This is a genomic window from Aquitalea pelogenes (genome assembly GCF_041914625.1).
In the GTDB taxonomy this organism is placed as follows: domain Bacteria; phylum Pseudomonadota; class Gammaproteobacteria; order Burkholderiales; family Chromobacteriaceae; genus Aquitalea; species Aquitalea pelogenes.
Window position 1 is genome coordinate 156565 of the sequence record NZ_JAYSDA010000001.1, and the last position, 14658, is coordinate 171222.

Genomic DNA, 14658 nt, shown 5'->3' on the forward strand with positions numbered 1-14658 from the left:
AGCTTCAGGGTTGATGGTGTATCAGGTCCAGGGCAAAGCGTTGTCCCAGCCGGTAGTCATCCAGGCATTGCATGACAACCGGGCTGCGGTGTTCCGACAGGCGGGCGGCGATTTCATCGTAAGTAAGCCAGTGCGCGCTGACAATCCCTGCATCCAGTATTTCTGCCGGGTGATGTTGCACCGCACGCGCGGCAAAGGCAAAACGCAGCCAGGTAATGTCGCTGTCCGGTTTGTCCACCATGTAAATGCCCACCAGGTGTTGTAATTCCACCTCCCAGCCGGTTTCTTCGCGCGTTTCGCGGATGGCGGCGGCAAACAGGGTTTCTCCGTGTTCCAGATGACCGGCGGGCTGGTTGAAGCGCAGGCCTTGCTCGGTTTCTTCTTCCACCATCAGATAGCGACCATCCCGTTCCACGATGGTGGCCACTGTGGTATTCGGCTTCCATTGCATGTGACTGCTCCTAATGTAATTGACAATCGTTATTATTTGAAAATACCATACAGAGAATTATTCTCATTCAGGGTTTGTGCCATGTATGTCTGCTTGTGCAACGCGGTAACCGACAGCCAGATCCGTCAGGCAGTAGAAGACGGTGCCACTCGCATGTGTGACCTGCGGGCAGAGCTGGGTGTGGCTTCCGAGTGCGGCAAGTGTGCCTGTTGTGCCAACCAGCTGCGCAAGGAAACGCTGCAGCAGATGAGTGCCTGTCATCCGGGGCGTGCTGTTGCCTGAGTGGGCAGGGCATGTTGTGATGAAATGACGTCGGCAGTGGCGTAAAAAAAGGGGGCCCTGGCCCCCTTTGCTATTTGTGCCGACTGCTTATTTGCCAGCACTGGTCTGTTTCTTGGCTGCCGGTGCCGAGGCATCCGGCGCCGGGTCTTCCTGCTCTTCCCATGGCAGGGCAACCTTCTTGCTGTTGATGGTGAGATTGCCGCCCTTGTAATTCAGCTGGGTGGAAATCTGCCCCTTGTCTTCATTGATGAATTTTTCATCCTTCCACTGCGTCAGCTGGCTATCCAGCAGATTGCGCGCCAGGTCTTCCACTTCACCCATGTTCGGCTGCACTTCCGCGCTCTGGTCCACCATGAACAGGGTGCGGGCTTGCGCCACCACCAGGTTTTCCAGGGTCTTGCGCGGCAGGCTCAGCCTGGCTTCCACTTCAAAACGCTTGAGGAAGGCGGTGGAGTTGTTCAGGTCGGCCTGCTGCAGTCCGTTCAGCCCCAGGCTGCCTTGCAGTGTGGTTTCGCCGCTGGGCATCTTCAGGTAGAAGTCGTTGATCACCAGCTTGGGATTGTTGGTGAGCAGCGGAATGCCGGTCTGCTTGATGGTGTCGATATACTGCTTGCGCAACACCGCCGGGTCCACGCCTTCAAACGGAATCTGGCTGATGGCCTGATCCAGTTTCAGCAGGGTGGGGCCGTGCAGATGGTTGGCCGACACGTCCAGCCGCATCGGGCCGTAGTGCTGGTCGTTGTAGTTGAACTCGGCAAAGTCCAGCTTGCCGCGGGTATTGACGAATTCGTCCTGCTCGCTGCTGACAATCTGGTAGCGGAAATTCTTCAGCGATACCGCCGACGGTTTGAATTCGCCGGACGGGTTGATGAATTCACCCACCCGCATGCGCGTCATCAGGTAAACCAGTTCGTTCAGCTTGATGCTGTAAGGAACGCTGTCTTTCCAGTTGAGCTGCACATTGCCCACGGTCAGTTCGCTGGTGCCCAGCTTGATGCCGGTGGCGCCGGGGCGGATGTCGGACACATAACGCACGCCGTCAAAGGCCAGGCTGCCCTTGCTGGAGGCTTCCAGCAGGAAGCCCGGCGAATTGGCTTCGGTCTTGTATTCCTTGTAGCCCGATGCATAGTCCAGCTTCAGGTCGAAGCCTTTCCATTTCATCTTCACGCCGGACAGCGCTTCTTCATAGTCGAAGGACGGCACATTGATGTTCAGTGCGCCACCGCCGCCAAAACCCAGCCGGTTGGTGATGGTGATCGGGTCCTTGTCGCCAAAGAAGGTCTTGAGCGTTTTGCGGGTGGCATCGCTCATGGCAAATTCCGTGGTGACCAGCGCGCGTGCAGGACGGAAATCCAGGCTGGACAGGCCGGGGAAGGGGCCATGCTTGATGTGGTTGGTGAACTTGATGGTGGAGTTCAACAAGGGCTTGAAGTTGTCCGGCAGCATGCTCTCATACGGCCCGGACAGGCGGCGATTGAATTCCAGCTCGGTGGTTTCGGTGGAGGAGAACCAGCCGCGGTCATAGCTGTGGGACTTCACCTTGAATACGGGCAGGCTGGCCAGCATCTTGTACTGTTCTTCCAGCGTGTCTTCGGCTTTCATGCCGGCCCAGAAGGCAGCCGCGCCATTGAACACCAACAGGCCACCAAGGGTGGCTCCCGCAATAATCAGACGTCGTTTTGGCAACACAAGCGTTTTTCTGAAGGGTGTGTGGAATAAGGCCCTATGGTACACCATGCACGCCGCAAGTCGAACCTTAGAAAACACCCTGACACTGCCATGTCTATTGGTTAAAATGGAGGATTGCCCATTTACAAGGTTGTCTGCCCGCATGTTTTGGCTTAACGGTTTGCTGGATCTCCCGTGGTGGGGGTATATCGTCGTTGCCCTGGTACTGACGCACATCACCATTGCCTCGGTCACCATTTTTCTGCACCGCCATCAGGCGCATCGTGCGCTGGACCTGCATCCGCTGCCCAGCCATTTCTTCCGTTTCTGGCTGTGGCTGACCACCGGCATGGTGACCAAGCAGTGGGCCGCCATCCACCGCAAGCATCACGCCAAGTGCGAAACCCCGGAAGACCCGCACAGCCCGCAAATCCTGGGTATCAGGAAAGTGTTGTGGGAAGGCGTGGAGTTGTACCGCGCCGCCTGCAAGGATCAGTCCATCATGGACAAGTTCGGTCACGGTACGCCCGATGACTGGATCGAGCACAAGCTGTACACACCACACTTTGGCAAGGGCATCTTCCTGATGCTGGCCATCGACCTGTTGCTGTTCGGCCCGGCCGGCTTGTCCATCTGGGCGGTGCAAATGGTGTGGATTCCGTTCTGGGCGGCGGGGGTCATCAATGGCCTGGGCCACTGGTGGGGTTATCGCAATTTCGAGAACGAAGATGCGTCCACCAATATTTTCCCTTGGGGCATCATCGTGGGTGGTGAAGAGCTGCACAATAATCACCACACTTTCGGCACCTCGGCCAAGCTGTCGTACAAATGGTACGAGTTTGATATCGGCTGGATGTATATCCGCATGCTGGAAATCTGCCATCTGGCCAAGGTGCGCCGCGTGGCACCGCGTCTGGCTCAGGATGCCAGCCGTCCGCAGCTGGACCTGGAACATCTGCAGGCCATCATTTCCAACCGCTATGCCATTGCCGCACGTTATGCGCGCGAGCTCAAAGAGGTGTATCGCAAGGAGCTGGAACAAGTCAGCTTGCCCGATATGGACGATCTGTCGCGCAAGATGAAAATCTGGCTGAAACAGGATGCCAAAGACACGCCGGAGTGTGACAAGGCGCAACTGGAACTGTTGTTGCAGCACAGCCCTACGCTGACAACGGTGTATACCATGCGTCAGGAGCTGTGCCGTTTGTGGGAACGCTCCTCGCTGACGCGTGAGCAGCTGCTGCACGAGCTGCAGGACTGGTGCCTGCGGGCCGAGCAATCCGGCATTGCCGCGCTGGAGCGTTTTGCCCTGAATTTGCGTACGACCGCCGTGGCCTGATGCCTTTGGTCTGGCACAAGAAAAACCCGCCGTCCTGGCGGGTTTTTTTATGGGCAAACAAGATGGTTATTCGGTAATGCTCTGGTTCCAGTAGGCCTGCTTGATGTAAGGCATGGCAGTCAGTTGGGCGGCAATCCCTTCCAGTACCGCGGAGTCGGCCGAAGTCGACAGCAAGGTGGCGGTGATTTCCACATCGTCATCACCAAATGGCTCGACATTCACATCACCCAGCGGGTACTGCGCCCGCTCCAGCAGCGCGTCTATCATGGAGAAAGCCAGCTTTTGCTGTTCCTCGTCGCTGATCACGCACAGCTGGTAGGTGACTTCGCTGTGCTCATCATCCAGCGGAGTGCGGTTGATGGAATTCACCACGGGTCGCAGCAGGGTGTTGGCGGCCAGCACGAAGATGGCATCGAGTAATGCCGCATCCAGCAGGCCTGCTCCGGCGCAGGCACCGGCAGCGGCCGAACCCCACAAGGTGGCGGCGGTATTCAGCCCGCGTACATTCAGGCCTTCCTTCATGATGGTGCCGGCCCCCAGAAAACCGACGCCGGATACCACATAGGCCACCACGTGAGTGGCGCCTTCATTGCCGCCCAGCCGCATGGCCAGATCAACAAAAGCAGCTGCGCCCACCGCAACCAGTGCATTGGTGCGCAGGCCGGCAGTACGCTGGCGCACCTGGCGCTCGTAACCGATGGCCGAGCCCAGCAAAAAGGCAGTGACCAGTGCGATAAAGGAATGGGTAAAGACAGAAAAATCGAAGTGCATGCAGCCTCCTGTTGTTATGGTCTGGTGCAGGCGTATGTGTAACAGCTGGCGGTTGCAATCTGACGAAACCGCCAGCTGTCATGCGAGGGTAGGGCAGGACCATGGGGTCCTGCCAGGGTGTTACAGCATGGAGGCGACAACCTTGTAGATCACCATGCCCATGGCCACGACCAGATAGCCACGCAGCACGGCCATCCACAGCTTGTTACGCTGTGACAGCACCAGCGGGGGCAGCTGGTCCAGCGCCGGCATGCGCCAGGTATGCATGTGATGCAAATCCACCTTGCGTGCCTTGTGATGCGCAACCTGGCCCTTTTCCATTTCTTCGCGGGCATGCAGCACGTTCACCACGATGGCGATGATCAGGCCGATCACGCTGCCACCAATCAGGATATTGCTGATGGTTTCGCCTGACATGTCGGGGAAGACCACGGCCGCAGTCAGGATGATGGACAGCAGCACCAGTACCGCCACGATGATGGCCGACAGCACATTGAAGAAGCGGCCGTTCACCCACGGGCCCAGTACATCCTTGTCATTGCACAGCAACAGCAGGAAGACGGTGGCGCTGGGCAGCAGCACGCCGGCCAGGGTTTGCACGGCATTGGTCAGCAGGCCCAGCGGTACGCCCGGAATCAGCACCAGCGCGGCAGCCAGCACGATCAGGCCGCAATACATGGCATAGAAGCCCTTGGCGTCACCCGGCTTGCGGTGCAGCGAGTGTTTCAGGCTCAGTACATCGCCCAGCGCATAAGCGGTGGACAGCGATACCGCCATGGCGCCGATGATGCTGGCGTCAATCAGGGCGATGGCAAACAGCGTGCCAGGCAGGCTGCCATAGTATTTGGCCAGCCCATTGGCGACCGCGCCGGCATCCTGGAAGTTGCCGAACTCCGGATGACCCATGAACACCTGGGCGGTGAAGGCAATCATGGCCACCGCACCAATCACCACCAGTGCAATGCCCAGCCACAGATCGGCACGCTCATAGGAGATGAAACGCGGGGTGATGCGCTTGTCGATCAGATAGCTTTGCTGGAAGAACAGCTGCCACGGTGCCACGGTGGTGCCGACAATGCCGATGATCAGCAGCATCACGTCGGCCAGCTTGCCGCCAGCCGGCATTTGCGGCACCAGGAAATCATGCGCCACCTGGGTCATCGGCGGGTGCACCATCACCAGGATGGGAACCAGCAGCAGGCTGCCGGCCACCAGAATCAGCGAAAAGCGCTCGAAGCGGCGGAAGTCGCCGGTACTGGCCGACAGCATGATGAATACCGCAGCCAGGCCCACGCCGACAATTTTGGGTACACCCAGAAAATCCATCCCCAGGCTGATGCCGATGAATTCGGTGACGATGGTCAGCGCATTGAGCAGGAACAGGTCGATGGCGCTGAAGGCACCCCAGAACTTGCCAAAGCGTTCGAGGATCAGCCGGGCATGGCCCACGCCGGTGACGGCCCCCAGGCGCAGCACCATTTCCTGATTCACGTAAAGGACGGGAATCAGCAGTGCCAGCGTCCACAGCAGCGAGGTGCCGTAGTTTTGTCCGGCCTGGGCGTAGGTGCTGAAGGCGCCGGCATCGTTGTCTCCCACCATCACGATGAGGCCGGGGCCGAGAATGGCCAGCAGGGTCTTGAATTTGGCCATCCAGCCATGGCGGGCATCGGTGTCGTTGTGACGAATGGTGCCCAGCGCGCCGCGGATGTCCCCGATGTGGGCGCTATCCAGTACGGCGGTGCGGTTATCTTGATTGGACATGTGTTACTCCCTGAAACTGTTACTGCATAAGCATTCTGGTGCGGTCCGACGGCTCGGATCTGCCTTTCAGGGGGTATGGATGTCTGGTCTCATGGCAGGCATGAAACGCGAGATATCCAGGCATCCTGCTGGCTTGTCGTGGCGAGGTCGGTACGGCAATACGGCGTGGCACAAGGGCCGGGTCGGGGAGGTCACACAGAGGGGAGGCGGGAGGAGAAGGGGATGTCAGTGGCGATAGGGCATCCTCATCGTACTGCTCGCCGTCATGCTGCTCTGTGCGACCGCGCTACTGGGGTAGGGGTCCATGTTTGTCCTTTTCCTGGTCTTGGCATCGGGCGATGCCGGTCAATCACTGTTTGCCGGACGTCGGCGGGCAGGCAGTCTCAAGCCTGCTTGCAGCCCTGCAGGGCGATGCGCAGATGGCGGTACATCCAGCTCCACACGCTTTCATCGTGGCAGGCGAATTCATAGTGGTTCGGCAGTTGCCGGGCCTGGTTCTGTTCTGTGGACAGCAGCATTGCGTAGTGCATGATCAGGCTCCTGAAGTGGCTTCGGGTGCTGCCTGATGGTGTCGGATGCAGACGGATCAGGCATTACCCGTGAAAGATTTCATGGGCAAAGAAGGACATCGATCGCTGTCTGATGGCATGGCGGCTCCTTTCTCGTCTGTGGCCGGGTCGGACGCAGAGGCTGCGGAGTCAGCAACGCAATGCGGCATCTGGCTGCAAGCGCAAGCTGGGCGACAAGGCACGGCTTAGCGACAGCGCAATGCTGCACGGGCAACTGGTAGGGCGGGGTGCACGGGGATAAAACAAGGGGGGTAAAGCAGGTGCGCACCATCTTGATCTGACAAGACGGCGGCGGGGGAATACGGCGCAGGTCTTGGCGGATCAGCTCAAAACAGTTTGTTGATGACTGGGGCAGTCCAAGGCAGTAGACCTGAATTAAAAAGATGCGCGGATTCTAGTCCCCGCTGTTTGCGGGTGTCAATCGCGATTGACGGCTTTTTGTGCCATCGCAGCAAAAAAGTTCCGCGACTGTGTCATCACCGCTGCCGCGGTGCGTTCTTGCCGTTTTTACGCCGGTTTTTTGCAGCTGGCACCGTGTTCGCCCAGGGGGAGGCACTGTGTACCGCCTGCTTTAGCGGTAGAATCTGCGTTTTCCCACCTTGCAGCAAAGGAAGAAGAATGAGCATCTATCGTCACAAACAGGGCGCCCGTCTGGCCGAAGCCGCCGTGTGCAACGGCATGATTTTCCTCGCCGGTCAGGTGCCGGAAAACACCGATGCCGACGCCCAGGCGCAAACTGCCAATGTACTGGCCCAGATCGACACCCTGCTGGCCGAACTGGGCTCGGACAAGAGCAAGATTCTGGATGTCACCATTTTCCTGGCAAGCCTGGCCGACTACGATGCCATGAATGCTGCCTGGGACGCCTGGGTACCGGCTGGCAATGTGCCGGCGCGTGCCACTGTGGAAGCCAAGCTGGCCAACCCGGCATGGAAAGTGGAAATCAAGCTGGTGGCTGCCAGCTGAGCACACTACGGCTGAACAAGGAAAAACCCGCTACGGCGGGTTTTTTCTTGTGTGAGTCTGGTACTCAGAAACTGCCTGTGTAGCGCAATGTATCCGCCACCGGCTTGCCGGTGATGAAATCGCTACAGGCCTGCAGCACGCTATCCGTCAGGTCGGCGCGCTGCGCGCTGACCGGCAGCACCGGCAGGCTGCGCATCCACGTGAGCTGGCGCTTGCACAACTGGCGGGTGGCGGCCACGCCGCGTTCGATAAATTCCGCCTCGCTGCATAGCCCGTCCAGATAGTCCCATGCCTGGCGATAACCCACGCAGCGCATGGAGGGCTGGTCGGGCGTGAGCGTCGGGTAGTCCTGGCGCAGGCGGCGAACCTCGGAGAGAAAGTCCTGCTGCAGCATCAGCTCGAAGCGATGGGCAATGCGCAGGTGCAGCCAGCTGCGCTCTTCCGGCACCAGTGCCAGTGGCAGGCAGTTAAAGTCGGCGGCGGCTTCCTTGCCGCGGGCAATCAGGCTGGACATGGTCTGGCCGCTGAGCAGGCAGATTTCCAGCGCACGGTGAATGCGCTGCGCGTCATTGGGGTTGAGGCGGGCGGCGGTGTCCGGGTCCAGCACGGCCAGTCTGGCGTGCATGGCGGGCCAGCCGATGCGACCGGCTTCGGCATCCAGTTCGGCGCGCAGGGCCGGGTCGGCTTGCGGCAGGTCGGACAAGCCTTCCAGCAGCGCCTTGTAGTACAGCATGGTGCCGCCCACCAGCAGCGGCATATTGCCGCGCGCACGGATTTCAACGATCAGCCGGTTGGCATCGGCATGAAACTGCGCAGCGGAATAGGTCTCCAGCGGGCTGATGATGTCAATCAGATGGTGTGGACAGACGGCCATTTCGTCTGGTGTGGGTTTGGCGCTGCCGATATCCATGCCGCGATACACCAGGGCTGAGTCCACGCTGATGATTTCCACCGGGAAATGGCGGGCCAGCGCCAGCGCGAGGCCGGTCTTGCCGGAAGCGGTGGGGCCCATCAACAGAATGGCGTCGGGTGTGAGTGACATGGTGTGGTCTTTGTGCTGGCTGGGTCTGGGGCGGGATTGTCGCACAGCTGCATCCGCCCCGGAACCGCTTTTACGGCTGTGGCGCCAGCAGGCTGGCGGCGTAGCTGTCCAGCTGTTGCAGGATGTCCTGCTGGGCCGGTGTCAGCTCGCGCTCGCGCACGGCGGCCATTTCCTGCTGGAACTGCGCCAGGTTGCGCCCGCCCACGCCATCCTGCAGCTTGTGCTGGCACCAGTCGCGCCAGCGCTGGTTTTCTGCATCTGACAGGCTGGTGGGGAAGTTGCGTGCGCGGTAGCGGAACAGCAATTCACCCAGTTGGGCGTCTTCGAAAAAGGCCATCTCGCCCGTCAGTTGGGCGGCGGATTTCAGTCGTAGCTTGTTCAGCACCTTGCGGTCGTTATTGCTGACAAAGCCGCCGTACAGGTTTTCGTCCACATCGCGCGGCTCGCCCGCTTCGCGGCGATACACCTGCCGCCAGGTGTGGCTGAGGTCGGGCAGGGCGGCGGCGCTGGCGGCGTGCTGTTGTATCTGCACCATGTCCACGCCCCAGTGGGCCGCCCGGTCTGCGCCCAGTACCTTGAGGTTGGCCACGACAAAGGGCGATTTGTTGATGTGGATGGTCTTGAGCGGCAGCCGCGTCATGCCTTCCGGCAGCTCTTCGGTGCGGGTGTAGATGCGCTGGCGGATGTCGTCGGCACTCAGGCCGCGCAGCATGGCCGGGTCGAAAGCCAGGTCCCATACAATCACTTCATTGCTGTTGGTGGGGTGCTGGGCCAGCGGCCAGACAATGGCCAGATTGCCGCGCTCGGCACCGTACATGCCGGAGATGTGCAGCAGCGGCTGCGGTTTGTGCAGGCTCAGTTGTGCCTTTACCGCGTCTTTCTTGCGCAGGCTGAGGTAATAGTCGAACAGCTTGGGCTGCTTTTGCCTGATCAGCCGCGCCAGGGCAATAGTGGCGCGCACATCGGACAGCGCGTCGTGGGCGGCTTCGTGCAGCAGGCCATTGGCGGCGGACAGGTGTTCCAGCTTGAAACTGGGGCGGCCGTCTTCGTGTTGTGGCCATTCAATGCCTTCCGGCCGCAGCGCATAGGTGGCGCGCACCAGGTCCAGAATGTCCCAGCGGCCGCATTGGTTCTGCCATTCGCGGGCATAGGGGTCGATCAGGTTGCGCCAGAACAGAAAGCGGCTGACTTCATCGTCAAAGCGCAGTGTGTTGTAGCCCACGCCGATGGTGCCGGGGGCGGCCAGTTCGCGTTCGATCACCGCGGCGAACTCATGCTCGGCTACCCCGTGTTGCAGGCAGTGCTGCGGGGTGATGCCGGTGAGCAGGCAGGCTTCCGGCGCGGGCAGGTAGTCTGGCGCGGGCTGGCAGTACAGCATGACGGGTTCGCCGATTTCGTTCAGCTCGGCATCGGTACGTACCCCGGCAAATTGCGAGGGGCGGTCCTGGCGCGGCACGGCGCCGAAGGTTTCATAGTCGTGCCAGAAGAATGTATGCATGGCGGTAGCGTCATGGTTGAACGAGGCGGAGGCTGGCAGTCTGGGGCAAGGCTGCCGGGCGGCGCAAGGGCCGGCGGGTCAGCCCTGATGGAAGCAGCGGCCGCACACGGCGCGATAGCGCGCCTCGCCGCCTATCTCTACTTGCGGGCCCTGTACCACACGGCTGCCATCGGCATTGATGCGGATATGCATGGTGGCTTTCTTGCCGCAGGCACAGATGGTCTTGATTTCTTCAATCTCTTCGGCGCGGGTCAGCAGCCAGGTGGACCCGGCAAAGGGGTGGCCCTGAAAATCCACCCGCAGGCCAAAGCAGATCACCGGGATATTGCGCGTATGGGCCAGCCGGTGCAGCTGGCAGACCTGATCCGGCGTCAGGAATTGCGCTTCGTCCAGCAAGATGCAGCTGATGCCGGCCCAATCCAGTGACAAAAAGTCGGTATCACCGGCAAAGGTGTGTGCCTGACGCTGGATGCCCAGCCGGGAGGAAATCATGCCCACGCCAAAGCGGTCGTCAATGACGGCGGTATACAGGGCAACCTGCTTGCCCATGGTTTCGTAGTTGTTGGCGATCTGCAGCAACTGGGTGCTCTTGCCGCTGTTCATGGCGGCGTAGCGGAAAAACAGTTTGGCCATAGGTGTTCTGTCTTGTGGTCCGGTGTGGTTCAGCGCCCGCGCATGAACAGATTGTCCAGGTCTTTCATGCTCAGGCGCGACCAGGTGGGGCGGCCATGATTGCATTGGTTGGAGCGTTCGGTGCTTTCCATGTCGCGCAGCAAGGCGTTCATCTCGGTCAGCGTCAACTGGCGGTTGGCGCGTACTGCGCCGTGGCAGGCCATGGTGGCCAGCAGCTCGTTACGGCGCTCGGTCAGTACCTGGCTGAGGCCGAATTCGCGCACATCCTTCAGCACGGCGCGGGCCAGATCAACCGGGTTGCCATCCTGCAGCCACACTGGTACGCCGCGCACGGCAATCTGGGTGGGGGATAGCGGTGCCAGTTCCACACCAAGTTGCTTCATCTGCTCGCCATGTTCATGCACGGTGGCCACTTCCATACGGTCAGCGGCAAACGACACTGGCAGCAGCAAGGGCTGCATCGGAATGGTGTCGGCTTCCAGTGCGGTTTTCAGCCGTTCGTAGACAATGCGTTCGTGGGCGGCATGCATGTCCACCACGATCAGCCCGTCCTCGCACTGGCTGAGGATGTAGACCCCATGCAGCTGGGCCAGCGCAAAGCCCAGCGGCGGAATGCCCTCGCTGGCTTGCGGCAGGCCTTGCAACTGGCTTGGCGACAGCATGGCGGGCAGGGGGCTGGCTGGTACTGCTGCTTCCTCGGCCAGGCGGCGGCTTTCTTCTTCACGCAGGCCGCCAAACATCTTGTCGTAAGTGCCAATGGCTTCGCGCGCCACATGCAGCGGCATGCTCTGCTGCTGGTAGCTGAAAGGTCGCGCCGGGGTGTGGCTGCTGCCGGATGCCGGGGCCGGGCTACGCGGCGGAAACAGTGTGGCTTGCGGCTCGCTGACATTGGCGCTGGTGTTGATGTCGCCCTGCGCCGGTACCGGGCTGCTGCTACCGGCGGTGGTGGCGGCCAGTGCCTTGTTGATGCTGTGAAACAGAAACTGGTGGATGGCCTGGCTTTCGCGAAAGCGCACTTCGATCTTGGTGGGGTGGACATTCACGTCCACGCCGGCCGGGTCCATCGACAGGAACAGCGCATACACCGGGTGGCGCTCGTGATGCAGCACATCGCGGTAGGCCTGACGCAGCGCGTGCTGGGCGGTCTTGTCACGCACAAAGCGGCCATTCACATAAAAATACTGTGCGTCGCGGCTGGCCTTGGAGTAGGTGGGCGAGCCGACAAAGCCGTTCAGCGTCATGCTGCCGGCAGCGGTTTCCACCGTGATGGCTTCGGCAATGAAGTCCTTGCCCAGCAGGGCCGCCACCCGCGCCTGCATGTCTTGCGCCGGTAGGCGCCAGATCACCTTGCCATTGTGGCGCAGCATGAACTCCACCTGCGGATGCGCCAGCGCAATGCGCTCGAAGGTGGCCTCGCAGTGGGCGTATTCGGTGTTCTCACTCTTGAGGAATTTGCGCCGCGCCGGGGTGTTGAAGTACAGGTCCACCACTTCCACGCTGGTGCCGGGCGCGTGTGCGGCTGGTTCGACCGGGTGCAGAGCACCGTCGATGGCGATGATCTGGTGGGCGTGTGCACTGTCGGCGGGACGGCTGGTAAGGGTGAGGCGCGAGACCGAAGCCACGCTGGCCAGCCCTTCACCGCGAAAACCCAGCGTGCCCACCTGCTCCAGGTCATCCAGCGAGGCAATCTTGCTGGTGGCGTGGCGGTCCAGCGCCAATGGCAAATCATCGGCTGCAATGCCGCCGCCGTTGTCGGTGACGCGGATCAGCTTGATGCCGCCCTGGGCCAGGTCGACGGTGATCTTGCTGGCACCGGCATCCAGGCTGTTTTCCAGCATTTCCTTCAGGGCAGAGGCGGGGCGTTCCACCACTTCGCCAGCGGCAATCTGGTTGACCAGGTGATCAGGGAGCTTGTGAATGCGTTTCATAGGCCGTCGATGATAATGCCGGACTGGCAGGAAGGGTAGGGCAATGCTCCCGCCGCAGCGGGCGGGAGCGGGCAAGGCTTACTGGCGCTGTGCGGCGCGCTTGTGCCGCCAGAACTCGATGATGGCGGGCAGGAAGGACACAAAGATGATGCCGAAGATCAGCAGCTCCAGGTTCTTGCGCACGAAGGGCAGGTTGCCAAAGAAGTAACCGGCATAGCAGAAGCCGGCCACCCACAGCACCGCACCGGTCACGTTGTACACGGTGAACTGGCGATAGCCCATGCTGCCGATGCCGGCCACAAACGGCGCAAAGGTGCGAATGATGGGCACGAAGCGAGTGAAGATGATGGTCTTGCCGCCATGACGGTCGTAAAAGGCGTGGGTCTTGGCCAGGTATTCCGGCTTGATCAGGCGCGGAAAGCGTTGCAGCAGCCGTGCGCCCAGCAGTTTGCCGATGGTGTAGTTGACGGTATTGCCCAGGATGCCGGCCACGGTCAGCAGCAGCACCAGCATGTGCACATCCATCTTGCCCATGGCAGCCAGCGCACCGGCGACAAACAGCAGCGAGTCGCCCGGCAGGAAGGGCGTCACCACCAGGCCGGTTTCGCAAAAGATGATGAGGAACAGGATGGCGTAGATCCATACGCCGTACTGGGCCACCAGCTGGGCCAGATGGACGTCGATGTGCAGGATGAAGTCGAGCAGAAAAGTGATGGCTTCCATGGGACACCGGTTTGTTCTGTGGGGGATGAAAAACTGGCCGGACAAGCCGGCCAGTCATTACAGCAGATGCAGGGTCAGGTTCAGACCACCGCTTCTTCTTTCGGTTTGGTCGGCTTGATCATGTGCTCGCGGCTGACACCCAGCCACAGCGCGATCGGGCTGGCCACCAGTACCGACGAGTAAATGCCGAACACGATGCCGATGGTCAGTGCCATGGCAAAGCCGTGCAGTGCCGGGCCGCCGAATACCAGCATGGACACCACCATCATTTCGGTAGAAAAGTGGGTGATGATGGTACGGCTCATGGTGGCGGTAATGGCATTGTCGATGATGCTGGCCGTGGTCTTGCCGCGCAGGCCAGGCTTGCGGAAGTTTTCACGGATACGGTCGAACACCACCACCGATTCGTTCACCGAGTAGCCCAATACGGCCAGCACGCCGGCCAGTACGGTCAGCGAGAATTCCCAGCGGAAGAAGGCAAAGCAGCCAAGGATGATCACCACGTCGTGCATGTTGGCAATGATGGCCGACACGGCAAAGCGCCATTCAAAGCGCAGGGCCAGGTAAGCCATGATGCCCAGACACACCAGGATGGCAGCGGTCAGGCCGTGGGAAACCAGCTCCTCACCCACGCTCGGGCCGACAAAGTCCACCTTGCGCAGTTGCACGGTGCTGTCCTTGGCCTTGAGCAGGCCCATCACCTTTTCCGACAGCTGGGCAGAGGTGGTGCCCGGCTTGTTCGGCAGGCGGATCATCACGTCGCTGCTGCTGCCCAGGCTTTGCACGGTGGCTTCGCCCAGCTTGAGGCTGTCCACGGTATCGCGGATCAGGTTCAGGTCGGCCGACTGCTGGTACTGCACTTCCAACACGGTACCACCGGTGAACTCAACACTGTAGTTGAGCCCGCGGGTAGCCAGAAAGAACACGGCAAGAATGAAGGTGACCAGCGAAATCGCCGTGGTCAACCTGCCGTAGCTCATGAACGGGATATCCCGTTTGATGCGGAAAAGCTCCATTGTCTGTCCCG

Annotated in this window: 14 protein-coding genes; 3 read left to right on the forward strand and 11 right to left on the reverse strand. The window is 60.6% G+C overall.

From position 1 onward, the window contains the following. Nucleotides 1-4: 4 nt before the first annotated feature. Nucleotides 5-451: an NUDIX hydrolase gene (locus ACE3SE_RS00680; RefSeq protein WP_374553265.1), complete on the reverse strand. Its 447-nt coding sequence runs from the start codon at nucleotides 449-451 to the stop codon at nucleotides 5-7. Nucleotides 452-532: 81 nt separating this feature from the next. On the opposite strand from ACE3SE_RS00680, the gene ACE3SE_RS00685 reads away from it, so the two are divergent. Next, complete coding sequence (locus tag ACE3SE_RS00685) at nucleotides 533-733, forward strand: (2Fe-2S)-binding protein (RefSeq protein WP_045845189.1); 201 nt, start codon at nucleotides 533-535, stop codon at nucleotides 731-733. Between the two features lie 87 nt (nucleotides 734-820). On the opposite strand, the gene ACE3SE_RS00690 is transcribed toward ACE3SE_RS00685, so the two are convergent. After that, nucleotides 821-2422, reverse strand: coding sequence for a YdgA family protein (locus ACE3SE_RS00690; protein WP_374553267.1), 1602 nt, complete (start codon nucleotides 2420-2422; stop codon nucleotides 821-823). Nucleotides 2423-2564: 142 nt separating this feature from the next. Between ACE3SE_RS00690 and ACE3SE_RS00695 the strand changes: the two genes are divergently transcribed. Next, on the forward strand, nucleotides 2565-3740 hold the full coding sequence (locus tag ACE3SE_RS00695; RefSeq protein WP_045845187.1) for a DesA family fatty acid desaturase: 1176 nt from the start codon (nucleotides 2565-2567) through the stop codon (nucleotides 3738-3740). A 66-nt stretch (nucleotides 3741-3806) separates the two neighbouring features. On the opposite strand, the gene ACE3SE_RS00700 is transcribed toward ACE3SE_RS00695, so the two are convergent. The 3 genes from ACE3SE_RS00700 to ACE3SE_RS00710 form a co-directional block, all read right to left on the reverse strand. Beyond that, on the reverse strand, nucleotides 3807-4511 hold the full coding sequence (locus tag ACE3SE_RS00700; RefSeq protein ID WP_178972927.1) for an MgtC/SapB family protein: 705 nt from the start codon (nucleotides 4509-4511) through the stop codon (nucleotides 3807-3809). A gap of 120 nt (nucleotides 4512-4631) precedes the next feature. Further along, nucleotides 4632-6272 carry an NRAMP family divalent metal transporter gene (locus tag ACE3SE_RS00705; RefSeq protein ID WP_374553270.1) on the reverse strand — a complete coding sequence of 547 codons (1641 nt, stop codon included), beginning with the start codon at nucleotides 6270-6272 and terminating at the stop codon, nucleotides 4632-4634. Nucleotides 6273-6655: 383 nt separating this feature from the next. Next, the gene (locus ACE3SE_RS00710) at nucleotides 6656-6802 is read right to left on the reverse strand and encodes a hypothetical protein (protein WP_374553272.1); all 147 of its coding nucleotides are present in this window, start codon (nucleotides 6800-6802) and stop codon (nucleotides 6656-6658) included. A gap of 657 nt (nucleotides 6803-7459) precedes the next feature. Between ACE3SE_RS00710 and ACE3SE_RS00715 the strand changes: the two genes are divergently transcribed. Beyond that, nucleotides 7460-7807: a RidA family protein gene (locus ACE3SE_RS00715; RefSeq protein ID WP_062788479.1), complete on the forward strand. Its 348-nt coding sequence runs from the start codon at nucleotides 7460-7462 to the stop codon at nucleotides 7805-7807. Between the two features lie 64 nt (nucleotides 7808-7871). Here ACE3SE_RS00715 and miaA read toward each other — a convergent pair whose 3' ends face one another. From miaA to secF, 6 genes are all read right to left on the reverse strand, one after another. After that, nucleotides 7872-8849: a tRNA (adenosine(37)-N6)-dimethylallyltransferase MiaA gene (gene miaA, locus ACE3SE_RS00720; RefSeq protein WP_374553274.1), complete on the reverse strand. Its 978-nt coding sequence runs from the start codon at nucleotides 8847-8849 to the stop codon at nucleotides 7872-7874. Nucleotides 8850-8919: 70 nt separating this feature from the next. Next, nucleotides 8920-10347: an exodeoxyribonuclease I gene (gene sbcB / locus ACE3SE_RS00725; protein WP_374553276.1), complete on the reverse strand. Its 1428-nt coding sequence runs from the start codon at nucleotides 10345-10347 to the stop codon at nucleotides 8920-8922. A gap of 78 nt (nucleotides 10348-10425) precedes the next feature. Further along, the gene (locus tag ACE3SE_RS00730; protein ID WP_374553278.1) at nucleotides 10426-10980 is read right to left on the reverse strand and encodes a thymidine kinase; all 555 of its coding nucleotides are present in this window, start codon (nucleotides 10978-10980) and stop codon (nucleotides 10426-10428) included. Between the two features lie 29 nt (nucleotides 10981-11009). Beyond that, entirely contained in the window at nucleotides 11010-12908 is a 1899-nt protein-coding gene (mutL, locus tag ACE3SE_RS00735) for a DNA mismatch repair endonuclease MutL (protein ID WP_374553279.1), read from the reverse strand. Between the two features lie 78 nt (nucleotides 12909-12986). Next, the gene (locus tag ACE3SE_RS00740; protein WP_374553281.1) at nucleotides 12987-13631 is read right to left on the reverse strand and encodes a DedA family protein; all 645 of its coding nucleotides are present in this window, start codon (nucleotides 13629-13631) and stop codon (nucleotides 12987-12989) included. An 80-nt stretch (nucleotides 13632-13711) separates the two neighbouring features. Beyond that, nucleotides 13712-14647: a protein translocase subunit SecF gene (secF, locus tag ACE3SE_RS00745; RefSeq protein WP_089086126.1), complete on the reverse strand. Its 936-nt coding sequence runs from the start codon at nucleotides 14645-14647 to the stop codon at nucleotides 13712-13714. Between the last annotated feature and the right edge of the window lie 11 nt (nucleotides 14648-14658).

Bases quoted from the DNA above. Each gene is read 5' to 3' on its own strand.
- ACE3SE_RS00680 (WP_374553265.1), bottom strand. From the start codon at position 451: ATGCAATGGAAGCCGAATACCACAGTGGCCACCATCGTGGAACGGGAT.
- ACE3SE_RS00710 (WP_374553272.1), bottom strand. From the start codon at position 6,802: ATGCACTACGCAATGCTGCTGTCCACAGAACAGAACCAGGCCCGGCAA.
- ACE3SE_RS00730 (WP_374553278.1), bottom strand. From the start codon at position 10,980: ATGGCCAAACTGTTTTTCCGCTACGCCGCCATGAACAGCGGCAAGAGC.
- miaA (WP_374553274.1), bottom strand. From the start codon at position 8,849: ATGTCACTCACACCCGACGCCATTCTGTTGATGGGCCCCACCGCTTCC.
- ACE3SE_RS00685 (WP_045845189.1), top strand. From the start codon at position 533: ATGTATGTCTGCTTGTGCAACGCGGTAACCGACAGCCAGATCCGTCAG.
- sbcB (WP_374553276.1), bottom strand. From the start codon at position 10,347: ATGCATACATTCTTCTGGCACGACTATGAAACCTTCGGCGCCGTGCCG.
- ACE3SE_RS00740 (WP_374553281.1), bottom strand. From the start codon at position 13,631: ATGGAAGCCATCACTTTTCTGCTCGACTTCATCCTGCACATCGACGTC.
- secF (WP_089086126.1), bottom strand. From the start codon at position 14,647: ATGGAGCTTTTCCGCATCAAACGGGATATCCCGTTCATGAGCTACGGC.
- ACE3SE_RS00695 (WP_045845187.1), top strand. From the start codon at position 2,565: ATGTTTTGGCTTAACGGTTTGCTGGATCTCCCGTGGTGGGGGTATATC.
- mutL (WP_374553279.1), bottom strand. From the start codon at position 12,908: ATGAAACGCATTCACAAGCTCCCTGATCACCTGGTCAACCAGATTGCC.
- ACE3SE_RS00715 (WP_062788479.1), top strand. From the start codon at position 7,460: ATGAGCATCTATCGTCACAAACAGGGCGCCCGTCTGGCCGAAGCCGCC.
- ACE3SE_RS00700 (WP_178972927.1), bottom strand. From the start codon at position 4,511: ATGCACTTCGATTTTTCTGTCTTTACCCATTCCTTTATCGCACTGGTC.
- ACE3SE_RS00705 (WP_374553270.1), bottom strand. From the start codon at position 6,272: ATGTCCAATCAAGATAACCGCACCGCCGTACTGGATAGCGCCCACATC.